Here is a 19,853-nt window from a genome sequence, read left to right as displayed (position 1 = left end):
ATGACCTCGCTCAACCTCACAGACCTCGCCTGGACCCCCCTGGGCCACGGCCACTGCCATCACCAGTTCCGACTGCGTGACGCCTCGCTGCACGTGGCTGCCGGTGAGTTTGTCGGGTTGATCGGCCCCAATGGCAGCGGCAAGACCAGCCTGTTGCGCTGCGCGTATCGCTTCAGCAAACCCGAGAGCGGTGAGGTCCAGCTCGATCACCACAACGTCTGGAAACAATCCTCACGCTGGTGCGCACAACGCATCGCCGTGGTGTTGCAGGAGTTCCCCGACACCTTCGGCCTGACCGTCGAAGAAGTGGTCGCCATGGGCCGCACGCCGCACAAAGGCCTGTTCGACGGTGACACCCTCGAAGATCGAAACCTTGCCAATCAAGCACTGGAATCCGTTGGCTTAAAAGGCTTCGAAGACCATGCCTTCGCCACCCTCTCCGGCGGTGAAAAGCAGCGAGTGATCCTCGCACGCGCCCTGGCCCAGCAACCGCAATTGCTGATCCTCGACGAGCCGACCAACCACCTCGACCCGCGCTATCAGCTTGAGCTTTTGCAACTGGTCAAACGCCTGAACATCGGCACGTTGGCGAGCATTCACGACCTCAACCTGGCCGCTGCTTTCTGCGATCGCTTGTACGTGATCAACCACGGCCGCATCGTCGCCAGCGGCACACCGAAAGAAGTCCTGACCGCCCCGCTGCTGCGCGATGTATTCGGCGTCGAAGCGCTGATCGATGACCACCCCCTCCACGGCTACCCCCGAATCACCTGGATAACCCAACCATGACTGTGCGTTCCCTGCTGTGCGTCGCCCTGTTGCTGGGCGCTGCCCACGCCTCTGCCGAGGCCACGAAATACCCGCTGACCGTCCAGAGCTGCAATCGCGAAGTGACGTTCAAGCAAGCGCCGAAACACGCGGTCAGCCACGACATCAACATGACCCAGATGATGCTCGCCCTCGGCCTCAAGCCGAGCATGGCCGGCTACAGCGGTGTCACGGGATGGAAGTCGGTTACGCCCGAGATGCAGACCATCCTCGACGGTTTGCCAGAACTGGCGGCCAAGTACCCGTCGGTGGAAACCCTGCTCAACGCCAACGTCGATTTCTTCTTCGCCGGTTGGGATTACGGCATGCGCGTAGGCGGTGACCTGACGCCGCAAACCCTGCAACCGCTGGGCATCAATGTCTACGAGCTGACCGAGTCCTGCGCCTTCGTGATGAAGCGCCCGGCGGCCACGCTGGAGGACACTTACAACGACCTGCGCAACCTCGGCAAGATCTTCGACGTGCAGGACCGCGCCAACGCACTGATCGCAGATATGCAGGCGCAAGTCGAAGAGGTGCGCAAGGATCTGCCCGCCGACAAACCTCGCGTCTTCCTATATGACAGCGGCGAAGACCGGGCCATGACCTCTGGCCGTCTCGGCATGCCGCAAGCACTGATCGATGCGGCCGGTGGACAAAACATTCTCGATGACGTCGAGGCCAGTTGGACGCGGGTCAATTGGGAGAACGTGGTCGAGCGCAATCCGCAGGTGATCGTGATCGTCGACTACGGCGAAGTCACCGCCGAGCAGAAAGAACAATTCCTGCTCAACAACAAGGCGCTGCAATCGGTGGACGCGATCAAGAACCAGCGCTTTATCGTCATCCCGTACGTGCAGGCCACGCCGGGGATCGACAACGTGCTCGCGGTTGAAACCCTGGCCAAAGGGTTCCACGGCGAATGATCGAGCGTCGCTATGCCTTGCTGCTGATCGCACTCGGCGCGCTGTTGCTGGTGTCGTGCGTGGTGTCCCTGGGCTTCGGCCCGGCGCGCGTGCCGGTGGACGTGGTGTGGCGGATTTTGCTGCACAAGATCTTCAGTGTCGGCGCGCCAGACTGGGCGGCCGGGCAGGAACACATCGTGTGGCTGATCCGCGTGCCGCGCATGTTGCTCGGGGCATTGGTGGGTGCCGGGTTGGCGTTGATCGGTGCGGTTCTGCAAGCAGTGACGCGCAATCCGCTGGCGGATCCGCACCTGCTCGGCGTGACCTCGGGCGCTACGTTGGGCGCGGTGATTGTGGTGCTGCACGTCGGTGAGATTGTCGGGTTGCTGACCTTGCCGATTGCGGCGTTTATCGGTGCGTTGGCGAGCATGCTGATCGTGCTGATGATCGCCAATCGCAACGGGCGGCTGGACAGTGATCGCCTGCTGTTGTGCGGCGTGGCGGTGTCGTTTGTGATGATGGCGATTGCCAATTTGCTGCTGTTCATGGGCGATCACCGCGCGAGTTCGGCGGTGATGTTCTGGATGCTCGGCGGTCTCGGGTTGGCGCGCTGGGAATTGCTGGCGGTGCCGGCGGCCAGCGTGTTGCTCGGGTTGGTGTTGTTGCTCGGCATGGCGCGGCCGCTGAATGCGTTGATGGCGGGTGAGCAGACGGCAGTGACGCTGGGTTTGAACGCTCGCACGGTGCGGTTGCGGGTGTTCTTGATTGCTTCGCTGATGACTGGGGTGCTGGTGTCGATCAGCGGGTCCATCGGGTTTGTCGGGTTGATGGTGCCGCACATTGCGCGGCGGTTGGTGGGGGCTGAGCATCGCAGGTTGCTGCCTGTCTGCGTCTTGCTCGGCAGTGTTTTCCTGGTCTGGGTCGATGTCGCCGCCCGCACTCTGATCGCCCCGGAAGACCTGCCCATCGGCGTCGCCACCGCAGCCATCGGCGGCCTGTTCTTCATCGGCCTCATGCGCCGCCGCTGATCTTCAGAGCCCCTCATTCCCCTGTAGGAGCTGTCGAGTGAAACGAGGCTGCGATCTTTTGACTTTGATTTTTTAAGATCAAAAGATCGCAGCCTCGTTTCTCTCGACAGCTCCTACACAGTTCATACACAGCACCAACACAGTTCCTGCAGCAGTCTTCGCCCCAATCTGGCGCAAGCAGGCGCACCAGTGCATCCTCGGCGTTCCTTCCTGGTGCGCCGCCATCCCCGCGCAACCGCTCTAACACGACATTTCCTTGCCAAAACCCGACCAGGCACAGCCCTTGCAAAACAGCCTTCAGTAGTCCGCCTCTGCCAATCAAAAAAAATACTAATGTTCATGGAGATCGCACAATGAAGCGTCGCAGCTTGATCAAGGCTTTCACACTCACGGCAAGCATTGCCGCGATGGGCATGACCTGGACTGTCCAGGCCGCCGAGACCATCAAGGTCGGCATCCTGCACTCCCTGTCCGGCACCATGGCGATCTCCGAAACATCCCTCAAAGACATGGCGTTGATGACCATCGACGAAATCAACGCCAAGGGCGGCGTGAACGGCAAGATGCTGGAACCGGTAGTGGTCGACCCGGCGTCGAACTGGCCGCTGTTCGCTGAAAAAGGCCGGCAGTTGCTGACCCAGGACAAAGTGGCCGTGGTGTTCGGTTGCTGGACGTCGGTGTCGCGTAAATCGGTGTTGCCGGTGTTTGAAGAACTCAACGGTCTGCTGTTCTACCCGGTGCAGTACGAAGGCGAAGAGATGTCGCCAAACGTGTTCTACACCGGCGCGGCGCCAAACCAGCAGGCGATCCCGGCAGTGGAATACCTGATGAGCGAAGAAGGCGGCAGCGCCAAGCGTTACTTCCTGCTCGGCACCGACTACGTCTACCCGCGCACCACCAACAAAATCCTGCGCTCGTTCCTGCACTCCAAAGGGGTGGCGGACAAGGACATCGAAGAGGTCTACACCCCGTTCGGCCACAGCGATTACCAAACCATCGTCGCCAACATCAAGAAATTCTCGGCCGGTGGCAAGACGGCGGTCATCTCCACGGTCAACGGCGACTCCAACGTGCCGTTCTATAAAGAACTGGCCAACCAGGGCCTGAAAGCCACCGACGTGCCAGTCGTGGCGTTCTCTGTAGGCGAAGAAGAACTGCGCGGCATCGACACCAAACCTCTGGTGGGCAACCTCGCGGCGTGGAACTACTTCGAATCGGTCGAGAACCCGCAGAACAAAAAATTCGTCGCGGACTGGAAAGCCTACGCCAAGAAACACAACCTGCCGGGCGCCGACAAAGCGGTGACCAACGACCCGATGGAAGCCACCTACGTCGGCATCCACATGTGGGCGCAAGCAGCTGAAAAAGCCAAGTCCACCGACGTCGACAAGGTCCGCGAAGCGTTGGCCGGCCAGACCTTTGCCGCGCCGTCGGGTTACACGCTGACCATGGACAAGACCAACCACCACCTGCACAAGCCCGTGATGATCGGCGAGATTCAGGCCGACGGTCAGTTCAACGTCGTGTGGCAAACCGAAGGCCCGATCCGCGCCCAGCCGTGGAGCCCGTTTATCGATGGCAACGACAAGAAGCCGGATTATGCGGTGAAGAGCAACTAAGCCACTGGGTGTCACGGCCCGGACACGAAGCCCGGGCCTGACGCAAATCCCTGTGGGAGCGGGCTTGCTCGCGAATGCGGAGGGTCAGGCACATTGATGTTGGATGTGCCGCCGTCTTCGCGAGCAAGCCCGCTCCCACATTGTCCGCGCAAGGCCAACGACATGCCGACTGCCCTTTACCGCCTCATCCTCGCCCTCGCGCTGTTACTGCCGATGGCCACCCACGCCGGCGACGCCGAAGACTTCGTCGCGGCCAATCCCGTGCAGCAAGCCAAACTCCTGGAAGCCTGGGCCGCGCAGCCCGATCCGGCCCGTGTCGAACTGATCAACGCCCTGCAACAAGGCGAGTTGACCGTCGACGGCCAACCGAAAACCCTGCGCCTGAATAACCGCCTGCGGGGTCTGATCGACACCGCGCTGGCCAGCCACCAATTGCTCGCCGCCGACGCCAAAATCCGTCTGGCCGCCGCGCAGCAATTGCAGAAAAGCGCCAAACCGGCGCAGCTGAAATTCCTCGACCAGCAACTGGCTGGCGAAAAAGATGAAAGCGTTCACGCCGCCCTCAGCCTCGCACTGGCCAACCTGCAACTGGTGGACACCGACCCCGCCGTGCGCCTCGCCGCCGTGCGTTTGCTCGGTGAAACCGGCGACCCGTTGGCCCGTACGCGCCTCGAAGGTTTGCTCGAACCCGGCGTCGAAGCCGATGCCGGCGTGCGCACCGCCGCCGAAACCAGCCTCGCTCAAGTCAAACGCAAACTGCTGATCGGTGAGTTGCTCGGTCAGGCATTCAGCGGCATGTCCCTAGGTTCGATCCTGCTGCTCGCCGCCCTCGGCCTCGCGATCACTTTCGGCCTGCTCGGCGTGATCAACATGGCCCACGGCGAGATGCTGATGCTCGGCGCCTACTCGACTTATGTGGTGCAGTTGATGTTCCAGCGCTTCGCCCCGCAAGCCATCGAGTTCTACCCGCTGATCGCATTGCCTGTGGCGTTTTTCGTCACCGCCGCCATCGGCATGGCGCTGGAGCGCACGGTGATTCGTCACCTCTACGGCCGCCCGCTGGAAACCCTGCTCGCGACCTGGGGCATCAGCCTGATGCTGATTCAACTGGTGCGTTTGCTGTTCGGCGCACAGAACGTTGAAGTGGCGAACCCGGCGTGGTTGTCCGGTGGGATACAAGTGCTGCCGAATCTCGTGTTGCCCTACAACCGCATCGTGATCATCGCCTTCGCGCTGTTTGTGGTGGTGCTGACCTGGTTGCTGCTGAACAAAACCCGCCTGGGCCTGAACGTGCGCGCCGTCACTCAGAACCGCAACATGGCCGCGTGCTGCGGCGTGCCAACCGGACGCGTGGACATGCTCGCCTTCGGCCTCGGCTCAGGCATCGCCGGCCTCGGTGGCGTGGCGCTGAGCCAGATCGGCAACGTCGGCCCGGACCTTGGCCAGAGCTACATCATCGACTCGTTCCTGGTGGTGGTGCTCGGCGGCGTCGGCCAGCTGGCCGGTAGCGTGTTCGCCGCATTCGGCCTCGGTATCGCCAACAAGATTCTCGAACCACAAATCGGTGCCGTACTCGGCAAGATCCTGATCCTCGCGCTGATCATTCTGTTCATTCAGAAACGTCCGCAAGGCCTCTTCGCACTGAAAGGACGGGTGATCGACTGATGAACCAGCCTCTTATCGTCACAGCCTCACAAAAGGCCGGCCCCAAGGTCACGATGGCCGTGGGTGCGGTGATCCTCGTTTTGCTGTTGGCGTTACCGCTGCTGTCGCTGCTATCGCCGGTCAGTGTCTTCCACGTTTCGGCCTACACGTTGACGCTGGTGGGCAAGATTCTTTGCTACGCCATCGTCGCCCTGGCGCTGGATCTGGTCTGGGGTTACGCCGGCTTGCTGTCCCTCGGTCACGGTTTGTTCTTCGCCCTCGGCGGTTATGCGATGGGCATGTACCTGATGCGCCAGGCCTCGGGCGATGCCTTGCCGGCGTTCATGACCTTCCTGTCGTGGACCGAATTGCCGTGGTACTGGACCGGCACCAGCAGTTTCCTCTGGGCCATGTGCCTGGTGGTTTTGGCACCGGGACTGCTGGCGTTGGTGTTCGGCTTCTTCGCCTTCCGTTCGCGGATCAAAGGCGTGTATTTCTCGATCATGACCCAGGCCCTGACCTTCGCCGGGATGCTGCTGTTTTTCCGCAACGAAACCGGGTTTGGCGGCAACAACGGCTTTACCAATTTCCGCACGATTCTCGGGTTTGGCATTACCGAACCGGGGACGCGCGCGGTGTTGTTTTTCGCCACGGTGGTGTTGCTGGTGACGAGCCTGTTTATCGGCTGGCGCCTGGCGCAGAGCAAGTTCGGCCGCGTGCTGACGGCGCTGCGAGATGCGGAAAACCGCCTGATGTTTTGTGGCTACGACCCGCGCGGTTTCAAGCTGTTCGTGTGGGTGTTGAGCGCGGTGTTGTGCGGTTTGGCCGGTGCGTTGTACGTGCCGCAAGTCGGGATCATCAACCCGAGCGAAATGTCGCCGACCAACTCCATCGAAGCCGCCGTGTGGGTCGCCTTGGGCGGTCGCGGCACGCTGATCGGGCCGTTGCTCGGCGCTGGTGTGGTCAACAGCATGAAGAGCTGGTTCACCGTGGCCTTCCCGGAATACTGGCTGTTCTTCCTCGGGGCCCTGTTCATCGTCGTGACCTTGTATCTGCCTAAAGGCGTGATCGGTCTGCTGAAGAAAAGGGGCGAACAATGAGAGTCACAGCGACGGCGGAATTTATGCTCGAACCCGCGTTTTTCCCGGTGGAACCGAACAAGGACGCGGGCACCAGCCGCGACAGCATCGGCTTCGGCCAACGTGTCGGCCCCGGCCTGGACACGCGCCACGGCACGATCCTGACCCTGGAAGACATCAGCGTCAGCTTCGATGGTTTCAAGGCGTTGAACAGCCTGAACCTGTACATCGGCGTCGGCGAATTGCGCTGCATCATCGGCCCCAACGGCGCGGGCAAGACCACGCTGATGGACGTGATCACCGGTAAGACTCGCCCGAGTCACGGCAAGGCCTGGTTCGGCGAAACCCTGGACCTGACGCAGATGAGCGAAGTGCAAATCGCCCAGGCCGGCATCGGTCGCAAGTTCCAGAAGCCGACGGTGTTCGAAGCCTTGAGCGTGTTCGAAAACCTGGAGCTGGCGCAGAAAACCGACAAATCGGTGTGGGCGAGTTTGCGCGCGCGCCTGACCGGCGAGCAGAAAGATCGCATCAGCGAAGTGCTGGAAACCATTCGCCTGACCACGTCGGTCAATCGCCCGGCCGGGTTGTTGTCCCACGGTCAGAAGCAGTTTCTGGAAATCGGCATGCTGTTGATGCAGGACCCGCAATTGCTGCTGCTCGACGAGCCGGTAGCAGGCATGACCGACGCCGAAACCGAATTCACCGCCGAGCTGTTCAAAAGCCTGGCCGGCAAGCATTCGCTGATGGTGGTGGAACACGACATGGGCTTCGTCGGCTCGATTGCCGACCACGTCACCGTGTTGCACCAGGGCAGCGTGCTGGCGGAAGGGTCGCTGGAACAGGTGCAGGACAATGAGCGCGTGATCGAGGTCTACCTCGGTCGCTAGACCTGCGAATACATCCCACCTGTGGGAGCGGGCTTGCTCGCGAAGACGGCGGCACATCCAACATCTTTGCGACAGATACACCGCATTCGCGGGCAAGCCTCGCTCCTACAGGGGATTTAGGAGAATTTGAAATGCTGCAAGTCGACAAGCTGCACCAGTACTACGGCGGTAGCCACATCCTGCGCGGTCTCTCGTTTGACGTGAAGGTCGGCGAAGTCACTTGCCTGCTCGGGCGCAACGGCGTGGGCAAGACCACCCTGCTCAAATGCCTGATGGGTTTGCTGCCAGCCAAAGAAGGCGCAGTGAACTGGGAAGGCAAGCCGATCACCACGTTCAAGCCGCACCAACGGGTGCATGCCGGGATCGCCTACGTGCCCCAGGGCCGGGAGATTTTCGGGCGGCTGACCGTTGAAGAAAACCTGTTGATGGGCCTGTCGCGGTTTCCCGGCAGTGAAGCCAAGGAAGTCCCGGCATTTATCTACGAGTTGTTCCCGGTGCTGCTGCAAATGAAACAGCGCCGTGGCGGTGACTTGTCCGGCGGCCAGCAACAGCAACTAGCCATCGGCCGCGCACTGGCCAGCCGTCCGCGCCTGCTGATCCTCGACGAACCCACCGAAGGCATCCAGCCGTCGGTGATCAAGGAAATCGGCGCAGTGATCAAGAAGCTTGCCGCTCGCGGCGACATGGCGATTTTGCTGGTGGAACAGTTTTACGATTTCGCCGCCGAACTGGCCGATCAGTACCTGGTGATGTCCCGGGGCGAGATCGTGCAACAGGGTCGCGGTGAAAATATGGAAGCCGAAGGTGTGCGCGGACTGGTTACGATCTAGTCTGTAGCGTCCTAACGATAATAAGACGATATGAATTTACCTGTTCCCACTGTCCTGTTTACCCCGAGCTGGCACGCCGAGCTGGAGCTGGGCTACGCCCGTTTCGGCGACAGCACGCGCCCGGTTCTGCGTCGGCACAAAGGCCCGCTGCGCGTACAAAAACACCTGTACGCCGAAGGGCCCGAGGTGTGCCAGCACATCATCGTCCACCCGCCGGGCGGGATTGCCGGGGGTGATCGGCTGGACATCAGCGCCAGCGTCGGCACCGATGCCTGGGCGCAAATCACCAGCCCCGGCGCCGCCAAGTGGTATCGCGCGGCCGGCCCCGCTTATCAGCAGCTGGACTTGAAGGTGGCGGCCGGTGCGACACTGGAATGGTTGCCCCAGGAGACGATCATCTTCAGCGCCGCTCAGGCCGAACTCAGTACCTCGATCAACCTTGAAGGCGATGCCCGGCTGTTCTACTGGGACGTGGTCGCACTCGGTCGCCCGGCGAGTGGCGAGCGCTTCGACCTTGGGCATTTCCAGGCAAAACTCGATATCCGCCGCGACGGCCAGTTGCTCTGGCACGAACGCCAGCGCATTGTCGGGAACGATGGCTTGCTCGACTCGCCGATTGGCCTCGATGGGCAACCGGTGTTTGCGACGTTGCTGGTGACCGGGGAGATCGACAGTGAACTGCTGGAAACCTGCCGCTCGCTGCCCAATGACGTACGCGGGGATCTGACCCAGTTGCCGGGGCTGTTAGTGGCGCGGTGCCTGGCCAGCGAGGCGTTGTTGGCACGGGGTTGGCTTATAGATTTGTGGCGGTTGCTGAGGCCGGCGTTGCTCGGCCGAGAAGCCCTCCCCCCAAGAATCTGGAGCACCTGAAACACAACTCCCTGTAGGAGCGAGGCTTGCCCGCAAAGGGGACCTCAAGGCCGCCAAAAGCTTCGCGGGCAAGCCTCGCTCCTACAAAAGAATGCGTGACCTTTTAACTGCCGATATGGATTCCCAACGATGGACCTGACCCCACGCGAAAAAGACAAGCTGTTGATCTTCACCGCCGGCCTCGTCGCCGAGCGGCGTTTGGCTCGCGGTGTGAAACTCAACTACCCGGAAGCCATGGCCTACATCTCCGCGGCGCTGCTCGAAGGCGCCCGTGACGGTCGCACCGTGGCCGAGTTGATGCACTTCGGCACCACCCTGTTGAGCCGCGAACAAGTGATGGAAGGCATCCCGGAAATGATCCCGGAGATCCAGGTCGAAGCGACGTTCCCCGACGGCACCAAACTGGTCACCGTCCACCAACCGATCGCTTGAGGCCGCGCCATGACTTATCTCATTCGCGATGCACTGCACGCCGATCTGCCGGCGATCCGCGACATCTACAACGACGCGGTGCTCAACACCACTGCGATCTGGAACGAACAGGCCGTGGACCTGGGCAACCGCCAGGCGTGGTTCAGCGCCCGGCAATCCCAGGGTTATCCGATCCTGGTGATCGTCGACGCTGATAACAGCGTGCTGGGCTACGCTTCATTCGGTGACTGGCGGCCGTTCGACGGTTTCCGCCACACCGTCGAGCATTCGGTCTACGTGCGCAGCGACCAGCGCGGCAACGGCCTCGGCCCGCAATTGATGGCCGAGCTGATCGAACGCGCCAAGGGCTGCGACAAGCATGTGATGGTCGCCGCCATCGAAAGCGGCAACGCCGCTTCTATTCGTCTGCATGAACGCGCCGGTTTCCTGATCACCGGGCAGATGCCCCAAGTGGGCACCAAGTTCGGTCGCTGGCTGGACCTGACCTTCATGCAACTGACCCTCAATCCTGGCGCGGAGCCGCCGAACGCCAACAAGGAGTAACACCGATGAACGCCGCCCAACTGCGTCGCGTCAACGTTGAAAGCTTTGCGCACTATCGCCAGGGTTTGATCGATTTGCTGCTGGACGCCGTGGGTTATGGCGCCAGCGTCGGTTTCATGGCCGACCTCGACGCGACTCAGGCCCGGGCTTATTTCGATGAAGTCCAGGCTAACCTGAACAAGGGCAACGTGCTGCTGTGGGTGGTGGTCAAGGATGAGCAGGTACAGGCCAGCGTCCAGTTGACCCTATGCCAGAAAGCCAACGGCCTGAACCGCGCCGAAGTGCAGAAACTGCTGGTGCGCGAGCATGCGCGCCGTCGCGGCCTCGGCCAGCAATTGATGAGCGCCCTGGAACTCGCCGCCCGCCAGCACAAACGCGGCATGCTTTACCTCGACACCGAGGCCGGCTCCCCCGCCGAAGACTTCTACCAGGCGTTGGGCTACACCCGCGCCGGCCAGATCCCCGACTACGCTTGCGATCCCGCCGGCAACTACCGGCCGACCGCCCTCTACTACAAGATTCTGCAAGGAGTGAATGGATGATTCCCGGTGAATACCAGATCCAGCCCGGCGACATCGAACTCAACGTCGGCCGCCGCACCGTCAGCCTGAAAGTGGCCAACAGCGGCGACCGGCCGATCCAGGTCGGCTCGCATTACCATTTTTTCGAAACCAACGATGCCCTGACCTTCGACCGCGCCGCCAGCCGCGGCATGCGCCTGAACATCCCGGCCGGCACCGCCGTGCGCTTCGAACCTGGGCAGAGCCGCGAGGTCGAGCTGGTCGATTTGGCCGGGCATCGGCGGGTGTTCGGGTTTGCCGGCAGGATCATGGGTGACCTTTAAGTCGTGTGCAGCCCGTACCGGCCTCTTCGCGGGCAAGCCTCGCTCCTACAGAGTTCGTGTTGAATTCCGATTCCGCGAACGACACATGACCTGTAGGAGCGAGGCTTGCCCGCGAATGCGATCTCCCATTCAATTATTTTCCAAGGCAAGCACATGAAAATCTCCAGACAAGCCTACGCCGATATGTTCGGCCCCACCGTCGGTGACAAGGTGCGCCTGGCCGACACCGAGCTGTGGATCGAAGTCGAAAAAGACTTCACCACCTATGGCGAAGAAGTGAAATTCGGCGGCGGCAAAGTCATCCGCGATGGCCAGGGCCAGAGCCAACTGCTCGCCGCTGAAGTGGTCGACACGGTGATCACCAACGCGCTGATCATCGATCACTGGGGCATCGTCAAAGCCGACGTCGGCCTCAAGGACGGGCGCATCGCTGGGATCGGCAAGGCCGGCAACCCGGACGTGCAGCCGGACGTAACCATCGCCATCGGCGCCAGCACCGAAGTCATCGCCGGTGAAGGCATGATCCTCACCGCCGGCGGCATCGATACGCACATTCACTTCATCTGCCCGCAGCAGATCGAAGAAGCGCTGATGAGCGGCGTCACCACCATGATCGGCGGCGGCACCGGCCCGGCCACGGGCACCAACGCCACGACCTGCACCTCCGGGCCGTGGCACCTGGCGCGGATGCTTCAGGCCGCCGATGCGTTCCCGATGAACATCGGCCTCACCGGCAAGGGCAACGCCAGCCTGCCGGAGCCGTTGATCGAGCAGGTCAAGGCTGGCGCCATCGGCCTCAAGTTGCACGAAGACTGGGGCACCACCCCGGCCAGCATCGACAACTGCCTGAGCGTGGCGGATCAGTACGACGTGCAAGTGGCGATCCACACCGACACCCTCAACGAATCCGGTTTCGTCGAAACCACCCTCGCCGCCTTCAAGGGCCGCACCATCCACACCTATCACACCGAAGGCGCGGGCGGCGGTCATGCGCCGGACATCATCAAGGCCTGCGGCTTTGCCAACGTGTTGCCGAGCTCGACCAACCCGACCCGGCCATTTACCCGCAACACCATCGACGAACACCTGGACATGCTGATGGTCTGCCATCACTTGGACCCGAGCATTGCCGAAGACGTGGCCTTCGCCGAAAGCCGCATCCGCCGCGAGACGATTGCCGCTGAAGACATCCTCCACGACCTCGGCGCGTTTTCGATGATCAGCTCCGACAGCCAGGCCATGGGCCGCGTCGGCGAAGTCATCACCCGCACCTGGCAGACCGCCGACAAGATGAAAAAGCAGCGCGGCCCGCTGCCCCAGGACGGTGAAGGCAACGATAACTTCCGCGCCAAACGCTACATCGCCAAGTACACCATCAACCCGGCGATCACCCACGGCATCAGCCATGAAGTGGGCTCCATCGAAATTGGTAAATGGGCCGACCTGGTGCTGTGGCGTCCGGCGTTCTTCGGGGTCAAGCCGACGCTGATCCTCAAGGGTGGCGCGATTGCCGCCAGCCTGATGGGCGATGCCAACGCCTCGATCCCGACGCCACAACCGGTGCACTACCGTCCGATGTTCGCCAGCTACGGCGGCTCGCTGCACGCCACCAGCCTGACCTTTATCAGTCAGGCTGCGCAGGAAGCAGGGTTGCCCGAAGCCTTGGGCCTGAAGAAGAAAATCGCCGTGGTCAAAGGTTGCCGAGAGGTGCAGAAAACCGACCTGATCCACAACGATTATCTGCCCAGCATTGACGTCGATCCGCAGACCTATCAGGTCAAGGCCGACGGTGTGTTGTTGTGGTGCGAGCCAGCGGACGTCCTGCCGATGGCCCAGCGTTATTTCCTGTTTTAAGCCAAAAAAAAAGCCCCGATGCGCACATCGGGGCTTGATCAATAACAAGCTTCATCACGCAAACGGCGCGTCGTCCTTGTCCAGTCGTGCCCAGCCCATGGCGTCCTGAGTCAGTTTTTTCAGTAGCTGATCCATCTCGTCGAGCACGCTCTTGTACTCGCTGTCGAACGCTTCATCGGTCATCACCTGACCCGGTGCGAAGGCGCTTTCCGGCTTGCCCAGTTCAGCGGCCAACACGCGGATTCTTTCCTTCAAACGCTCTCGGGCTTCAGGCGTGAGATCGACTGCGGCAGCCCGTTCGTCCATGGCCATCTTGAAGTCGGTGAGGGCTTCCAGCTTGCGCCGGAATGCGCTGAACAGCCGCCGATTGCTGCCCTCGGTGTAGGCTTTCCAGAAGGGCAGTTCAGCGATCGCATCGCGCAGAAGATCGCCTTCCTCCAGCGCCAATACTCGCTGATAGGCCGTTTCAATCATCGACGGGGTCACGCCGGCTATCTTGCGAAACTGCATGCCCGCGCTTGCCAGGGCAGGTTCAGGCGCTCGGCCAAATCCGTCATGAACGCCAGGTGAACCTCGACTTCATCAATCGTGCCAGTGACCTGACCTTCCGCATTGACCCGTCGGTACGTCTCCCCCGCCGCCAGCCGTTCGGAAATATGCCGACGGGCAATCGCATCGACCTGTTGCAAGCGCGCCTTGCCCTTGGCCAAACGCACCAGTCCGGCCTTGACCAGGTCCGCGTTCTGCAACTGATAAGCCTCGTGGATCATCACCTCGATGCCCATGGCGTTGAACCATTGGGTCAAGCCATCGACGCATTCGGTGGGCGCCACCGCTTCGGCGAAGATCTTGTCGCGCAGCGCAGCATCCTCGGCCATGGCCTCGATCATTCGCCAGACCTTGGCACTAAGGCCGATTCGGTAGGTGCTGTCGGCCGCTTTGAAATCCGCGGTTTTGGTGAGCTGATGGAGCTTTTCGAAAAACGGAAACGAGCTGAACTCGTCTTCCAGGTTGTCCCAGATCGGTTGCAGGGTTTGCCACTGCTGCTCACTCAGGCCCGGGCTCCAACTGATGCTGTCGAGCGGCCCTAACGGCGCAAAAGGGCGTTCCGGGTCCAGCCCCACCGATTCGACGTACAGCTTCAACTGTTCCAGGGTTTGTGCGGACATCCAGCGCGGCTCGAGGCTGATGTGTGTGCGCGCCAGCAGTTCCGCACGGAACGAACCCGGCGCGACCTCGGGGATCAGGTTGATCGGGCATTCGCGCAAATCCAGGAAAAAATGCCGTGGCCGAATTTGCAGGAACAGCCCTGTCGGCCAGGTGTTCACACCGGTATTGCTCATTTGCAGCATGACCAAGTGGCGCATCCGGCTGATATCTGGCAACAGACCCAACGGATTGCCCATCAGCGACATGGAGCGCATTTGCGTCAGGCCCCGCAGGTTATTCACCGCCTCAACGGTCAAGACAATCTGGTTATTACTCAGCAGCAGGTTGGTGAGGTGCCTCATGCCACCGATTACCGATGGCAGGCGGGTCATCCGGTTGTTGCGCAGGTCCAACTGGCGCGCCTGACGGAAGTGATGCAGAAACGTCGCATGGCTGTCGCGCAAGCCATTCCCCGCCAGGTTCACATTCGTCACATGGTCGAAGTTCGCGCTCAGTACCGGCATGCTTTCCAGATGTTTTCCAAGGTCCATGACACTCAGGTCAAGTGCCTGGGAATGCGCTTCACCCATGACCTCGACGCCACGCGGACCGGTACGCTGCCAGCATTGACGCAGGGCCCGGTAGACGTGGTTGCGCGACTCGAACTCGGACAAGCCGCTGCGACTGAAACGAGGCGCCTCGCCGGAGTGGTTGACCCAGCGATTCATGACTCGGTTGAACGCATCGAACTCGTCTTCGAGCGCGCTTATCTGTTGTACGAGCTCGCCCCTTGCAGAAAACCGGCTCATCATCTCGTCAAGATCGGCATCGGTGAATTGGGGATACAAGCAACTGGCACGGTATCGAATCGTGGCCGGAGAAGAATTGAATCGGTATCCCCACATGCCACCGGGGAGCTTCATGTGTTCGGGGTCATAGGCCGGTTTGAACGTGGGGTAATCCTCGAGAATCGAGCTCAGTTCTTCTTGAGCCAGCGGTTGCCTCTGCACCGTTTCCTTGAGCCTGGCGCCTTCGACAATTTCAAAGCCCAACGCCTCGCGTTCGGCATCCGGCAACGCATGCAGCACAGCGCTATAAATATCGTCAGCGCCGTGCAGGTGCTGATCGCGATGATCGCGTGCTTCGAATGCCCCCTCCTCATTGAGTACCAGCACCTTGCGGTTCGCGGCATCCGGCGGTCCGACACTGTCGCGTAGCTTGCCCATGATCGAGAGCTCGCGAACTTCGATGCGCACGGTAGATGACCAGCCGGGCAACGCCGCAATGCTGTGCAGCGCCAGCCGTTCAGTGTCGGCGTTCGCCAGCACCTCCAGGTACAAACCTTCGTAGGCGCGCACCGTCCGCACCTCGGCCATGGCCCGTTTTGCCAGTGCCTTGACCTGCAACGGCAGGCGATCTTTTTGATCGATGAATGCCAGGTCTTCGGGCGAAATCCGTTTCAGCATTTCCCGCGCGACAGCGCTTGGCATCGTCGGATATTCCCGTTGCAGCAGCAGTTGCCGAGCATCCGCCGTCACTTCACCAGCCTTGTACAGCGACTCGAATTTGTTCTGCAGAATCTGCGGCCCCAATGCCTCGGCCTCGCCATAGGCTTTGAACCGCCGCAAAGTGTCGATCAACAACGCTGGCGGACTTTCCTGTTCGACGTGCATCCGGCGCAATCGGGTGTGATCGACGCCACTGACAATCCGCACTTGTTCCTGGCGGGCGCTGGGCAGTTCTTCGAACGCAGTCCCGAAACGCCGCCAGACTTTGGCTTCATCCCAAAGCTGGGGTCGTTCGAGTTCGCTGGTCCAGGCGCCGGCACCGTTGTGGGCCACTTGCGGTTCGTATGCGTTGGCGCGCGAGGGATGGCGGATGCGATGGGCATTGTTGTTCGGGTTTTCTTTGAGTACGTAGTGTTTGCCTTCCAGTGCCAGCACGCTATCGCCGTCGTGCAGCAACAGGCCTATCTCATTCGACCGCGCCTTATTGGGCAGCGGAACCTGGCGTTCGTACGGAATGAGGTCAGGGTTCCACAGGCTTGTCGTGCCGTCGGGCAGCTCCACTGCTTTCAAGTTGTCGACAAACGGCGAGGGCTGTATCGACAGCGCGGCCCCGGTTGGCAGCACATGCCCGGCGCCCATCAGCGCTAGCTGCGCGCCATTGATCAGCACCGAACTGATGTGCCCCGCCGCTTCTTCGCGATCGCCCTTGCTCCAGTCTTCAAAGCCCTCGGCGAGTTCTTCGACCAATTGCGCAACCATGAGAGCGAGCAGCGCTTCGCCCACACCCGGAATCAGCATCCCGGCAAAGTTGAACACGTTCCAGGCGATGTCCAGATAACCGGTCAGGCGCTTCCAGCGTGTTTGCGCATCTTCGTCGCCGGTGGGCACCGCAATACGCCGGGCATCGGCGATGGCTTTGTCCCGTCGGGTGGTGAACAACGCACTCCATACGTTGCCGCTGATGACATGGGTGAGCGGTTCCGGGTTGGCGTTCTCGATGGGTGTCTCACGCCACCAGGGGCCCATGTCCAGAGGTTTGCGTTGCGCCCATTTAAAGGTCTTGAGGCGTTCGTTGACCCGGGCGAAAAATACGCCTTTGTCCTTCTGATCGACGAAACGGCTGAAAAACTGCTGATACTCGACACCGCGCAGTTGACTGACCAGGGTCTGCATAAAGTCGGTGAACGAGTCGTACTCTTTGATCGGGTGTTGCGGGTCGCCGGGTATATAGGCAATCAGCCGTCCCGCCAGGCGGTATTGCCGATGAACATCGTCCTTGCGCGCCAGTTCCTCGGACATGCCCTGGGGACCATTGGCGAAAAACGCCTTGATCAGTTTGAACAGCTCATATTCCTTGCCCGGCAGCACCGGAATGCGATCCGACCATTCGCTTAAGAACTTCAACTCCTCAGGGGTCAGTGCATTAATTGCCTTCTTTAACTGCGATGGTTCGGCCACGGCGCTGAACAGCACGATGCCACCGAGTCTGAAGCCCATCAGCGACAGACGATGGCAGTGCATCGGCGCGCCATACCAAGGATTATCCGGTTCGCCGTCGTGCACCTTGAGCAGTGCGCCGAAACCGTGGGCGCTGACCTCGCCCTTGAGCCGCGCCAACAGTGCGGCCAGTTTGAACGAGGCTTTGTCGCTGGTGACGGACTTCAGTTGCAACTCCATCCGCGCAGCGGCCGACGTCGGGGTCAGGATGCCTTTGAGATGAGTCTGATATTGCGCGCCGAGGTCCAGCGTGCGGCACAGCGTGACAAATTGCGCGACGGTCATGGCGTGGCGCAGGGGCGCGTTTTCCGTATCTCGGGTAAACACGCCAGAGCCGTCGCGGAACGCCGCCGGCTCGGCTTCGTCGGCCTCGAAGTTATGCAGCGCCGCATCGAGCAGGGTCATTTGCTTGAAATGGTCAGCCCCTCGGTCAATGCCGAAGATAATTTTGCTGGGCACATATAAACGCAGTTCGGCCACACGAACATCCAGCTCAACATCCAGCTGATCTTTTAATGCTTTGTTTAATAGTGGCTCGGCGAAGTCTCGAATATCAATTTCAAACTTATCCAACAACTTATCGAGGTATCCCTGAAGCAGCCAGCGCCGGCTGTAAAGATCCTTGAGTGCATCGCGGTCAATCTTTCGAGCCTTGAGATACCACGGCGCAAAGAACTCGGTTACGCCGTCCGCATGCGCCAGCAGGCTATCTGGCGGTGTCATCCCGTGCGAATCCTGGATCGCCTGTTTGATGCGATCGATATGAACACCGAGCGTCATGCTTTCAGTGACGGTCGTTGCTTGCTCCCTGATGTTCCGTATATCAGCCATGTAACAACAACCTTCCATGATTATTGGAGGCATCAGGCTAGCGAACAGGATCCTTTGATAAAAGATCAAAATCCTGCGGACAACAACGTTAAAAACCTGCGGACACTTTAATAAATGAAATACCGGATATATATAAATACCACCTGCCAGGCCATTCACCCTGCACCCACGCATTCAGCAGTGTTTACGCGGCCGTGAAGAGGCTAAGATGCTGCTCCATCAACGGTCATTTTTTGTTCGGAACCATCGTCCATGCGCCTAAGCGAATTCATCGTGGTTGAGGTTGATCGTATCGTCGATGAGTGGGAGCAATTCGCCCGCGTCATCACGCCGGACGAAAACCTTGATCGCATCACCTTGCGCGATCACGCCAGCTCGATTCTTCTGGCGGCCGCGCGGGACATGGACACCGCCCAGACCGCCCAGGAACAAGCCGCCAAGGCCATGGGCGACGGTCCGGAGAAAACCCCCAGCCTGGATCAGGCCGCCGCCAGCCATGGCGAGTTGCGGCACAACGTCGGTTTCGACTTGGTGCAGATGACGTCCGAGTTCCGCCATCTGCGTGCCTGCGTGATTCGCCTGTGGGTCAATAGCCTGCAAGCCCCGGACCTGGCTTATTTCCAGGACATGATCCGCTTTAACGAAGCCATCGACGAAGCCCTGGCCGAATCGACCGCAGCCTATGCCGAGCAGGTCAACCACTCGCGGGACATTTTCCTCGCGATCCTCGGTCATGACCTGCGCGCACCGTTGCAAGCAGTGAGCATGTCCACCGAGTTGCTGCAGCGCAAAGTCAATCTTGAAGGCGACGCCCTGGCCTGTTTGCACCACATCCAGCGTGGCACCCGGCACATGTCGGTGATGGTCGCGGATTTACTGGAATTGGTGCGCAGTCGCCTGGGCAAGAGTCTGCCGATCGAACCTAAACCGATGGACATGGCCGACGCAGCGCATGAAGCGATCGCCCAGGCCTGCGCCGGCAACCCCGAGTGCGATCCCATGCTCACTATCAGCGGCGACACCCGAGGCAACTGGGATGCCGGGCGTATCGCTCAGCTGCTGCAGAACCTGATCGGCAATGCGTTGCAACATGGCACGAACAAGCGCGATGTCACGGTGAACCTCATCGGCGAACCCTACGCAGTGCGCCTCACGGTGCATAACTTTGGCGTACCGATTCCGGAGGATGCGCTCAGCACGATCTTCGACCCGCTGGTGCGCACGGCCAGCGAAGAACTCGGGCAGCCGTCGACCAGCCTTGGCTTGGGATTGTTTATCGTCAAGGAAGTGGTCAACGCTCATCAGGGGACGATAGAAGTCAGTTCCAATGAGGTGGAGGGGACGCTGTTTACGGTGGTGTTGCCGCGCAAGGCTTGAAAGCAATACCCCTGTAGGAGCTGCCGAAGGCTGCGATCTTTTGATCCTGCTTTTGATTTATCGCGCGTTGCCTGTCCTTTGAAAATCAAGATCAAAAGATCGCAGCCTTCGGCAGCTCCTACGCAGGCCCAAGTACAGCCGTCAGTTCA

General features: G+C 60.7%; 17 protein-coding genes. 15 read left to right on the top strand and 2 right to left on the bottom strand.

Translation table 11 applies throughout. From position 1 onward, the window contains the following. The 14 genes from LOY68_RS03055 to ureC all read left to right on the top strand — a co-directional run bounded on the left by LOY68_RS03055 (position 1) and on the right by ureC (position 13,342). Positions 1–789 (top strand): ABC transporter ATP-binding protein, encoded by a 789-nt coding sequence (locus LOY68_RS03055; RefSeq protein WP_265042785.1) that lies wholly within the window; start codon positions 1–3, stop codon positions 787–789. Then, complete coding sequence (locus LOY68_RS03050; RefSeq protein ID WP_265042783.1) at positions 786–1,733, top strand: ABC transporter substrate-binding protein; 948 nt, start codon at positions 786–788, stop codon at positions 1,731–1,733. Before LOY68_RS03055 ends, LOY68_RS03050 begins: the two co-directional genes overlap by 4 nt. Continuing rightward, positions 1,730–2,740, top strand: a complete 1,011-nt coding sequence (locus LOY68_RS03045) for a FecCD family ABC transporter permease (RefSeq protein ID WP_265042781.1) — start codon at positions 1,730–1,732, stop codon at positions 2,738–2,740. The genes LOY68_RS03050 and LOY68_RS03045 overlap by 4 nt, the downstream gene beginning before the upstream one ends. A 353-nt stretch (positions 2,741–3,093) precedes the next feature. Further along, positions 3,094–4,359, top strand: a complete 1,266-nt coding sequence (urtA, locus tag LOY68_RS03040) for an urea ABC transporter substrate-binding protein (protein ID WP_054044050.1) — start codon at positions 3,094–3,096, stop codon at positions 4,357–4,359. A gap of 162 nt (positions 4,360–4,521) precedes the next feature. Beyond that, on the top strand, positions 4,522–6,024 hold the full coding sequence (urtB, locus tag LOY68_RS03035) for an urea ABC transporter permease subunit UrtB (RefSeq protein WP_163908070.1): 1,503 nt from the start codon (positions 4,522–4,524) through the stop codon (positions 6,022–6,024). Then, the gene (gene urtC / locus LOY68_RS03030) at positions 6,024–7,103 is read left to right on the top strand and encodes an urea ABC transporter permease subunit UrtC (RefSeq protein ID WP_265042779.1); all 1,080 of its coding nucleotides are present in this window, start codon (positions 6,024–6,026) and stop codon (positions 7,101–7,103) included. The genes urtB and urtC overlap by 1 nt, the downstream gene beginning before the upstream one ends. Beyond that, positions 7,100–7,969, top strand: a complete 870-nt coding sequence (urtD, locus tag LOY68_RS03025; RefSeq protein WP_054044053.1) for an urea ABC transporter ATP-binding protein UrtD — start codon at positions 7,100–7,102, stop codon at positions 7,967–7,969. The genes urtC and urtD overlap by 4 nt, the downstream gene beginning before the upstream one ends. Positions 7,970–8,100: 131 nt before the next feature. Further along, the gene (urtE, locus tag LOY68_RS03020) at positions 8,101–8,799 is read left to right on the top strand and encodes an urea ABC transporter ATP-binding subunit UrtE (RefSeq protein ID WP_007950600.1); all 699 of its coding nucleotides are present in this window, start codon (positions 8,101–8,103) and stop codon (positions 8,797–8,799) included. A gap of 30 nt (positions 8,800–8,829) precedes the next feature. Continuing rightward, positions 8,830–9,669 (top strand): urease accessory protein UreD, encoded by an 840-nt coding sequence (locus LOY68_RS03015; protein ID WP_265042775.1) that lies wholly within the window; start codon positions 8,830–8,832, stop codon positions 9,667–9,669. Positions 9,670–9,798: 129 nt separating this feature from the next. Further along, on the top strand, positions 9,799–10,101 hold the full coding sequence (gene ureA / locus LOY68_RS03010) for an urease subunit gamma (protein WP_033055605.1): 303 nt from the start codon (positions 9,799–9,801) through the stop codon (positions 10,099–10,101). A 9-nt stretch (positions 10,102–10,110) separates the two neighbouring features. After that, on the top strand, positions 10,111–10,644 hold the full coding sequence (locus LOY68_RS03005) for a GNAT family N-acetyltransferase (protein WP_054044055.1): 534 nt from the start codon (positions 10,111–10,113) through the stop codon (positions 10,642–10,644). Positions 10,645–10,649: 5 nt separating this feature from the next. After that, a complete protein-coding gene (locus LOY68_RS03000) occupies positions 10,650–11,186 on the top strand; it encodes a GNAT family N-acetyltransferase (RefSeq protein ID WP_265042771.1) in 537 nt (178 codons plus the stop codon). After that, positions 11,183–11,488: an urease subunit beta gene (locus tag LOY68_RS02995; protein ID WP_008146494.1), complete on the top strand. Its 306-nt coding sequence runs from the start codon at positions 11,183–11,185 to the stop codon at positions 11,486–11,488. Before LOY68_RS03000 ends, LOY68_RS02995 begins: the two co-directional genes overlap by 4 nt. Positions 11,489–11,641: 153 nt before the next feature. After that, positions 11,642–13,342, top strand: coding sequence for an urease subunit alpha (ureC, locus tag LOY68_RS02990; RefSeq protein WP_265042765.1), 1,701 nt, complete (start codon positions 11,642–11,644; stop codon positions 13,340–13,342). A 54-nt stretch (positions 13,343–13,396) separates the two neighbouring features. Here the strand turns inward: ureC and LOY68_RS02985 are convergent, their stop codons facing one another. Then, positions 13,397–13,852, bottom strand: coding sequence for a hypothetical protein (locus LOY68_RS02985; RefSeq protein WP_265042764.1), 456 nt, complete (start codon positions 13,850–13,852; stop codon positions 13,397–13,399). Continuing rightward, positions 13,834–18,219, bottom strand: coding sequence for a dermonecrotic toxin domain-containing protein (locus LOY68_RS02980; protein WP_265042762.1), 4,386 nt, complete (start codon positions 18,217–18,219; stop codon positions 13,834–13,836). The genes LOY68_RS02985 and LOY68_RS02980 overlap by 19 nt, the downstream gene beginning before the upstream one ends. A gap of 360 nt (positions 18,220–18,579) precedes the next feature. Here LOY68_RS02980 and LOY68_RS02975 point away from each other — a divergent pair, with 360 nt between their 5' ends. Beyond that, the gene (locus tag LOY68_RS02975; RefSeq protein ID WP_265042760.1) at positions 18,580–19,704 is read left to right on the top strand and encodes a sensor histidine kinase; all 1,125 of its coding nucleotides are present in this window, start codon (positions 18,580–18,582) and stop codon (positions 19,702–19,704) included. The last annotated feature ends 149 nt before the right edge of the window (positions 19,705–19,853 follow it).

The sequence above is a fragment of the Pseudomonas sp. B21-053 genome (assembly GCF_026016365.1).
GTDB lineage: Bacteria > Pseudomonadota > Gammaproteobacteria > Pseudomonadales > Pseudomonadaceae > Aquipseudomonas > Aquipseudomonas nunensis.
This window is presented reverse-complemented; position numbering and strand designations above follow the sequence as displayed.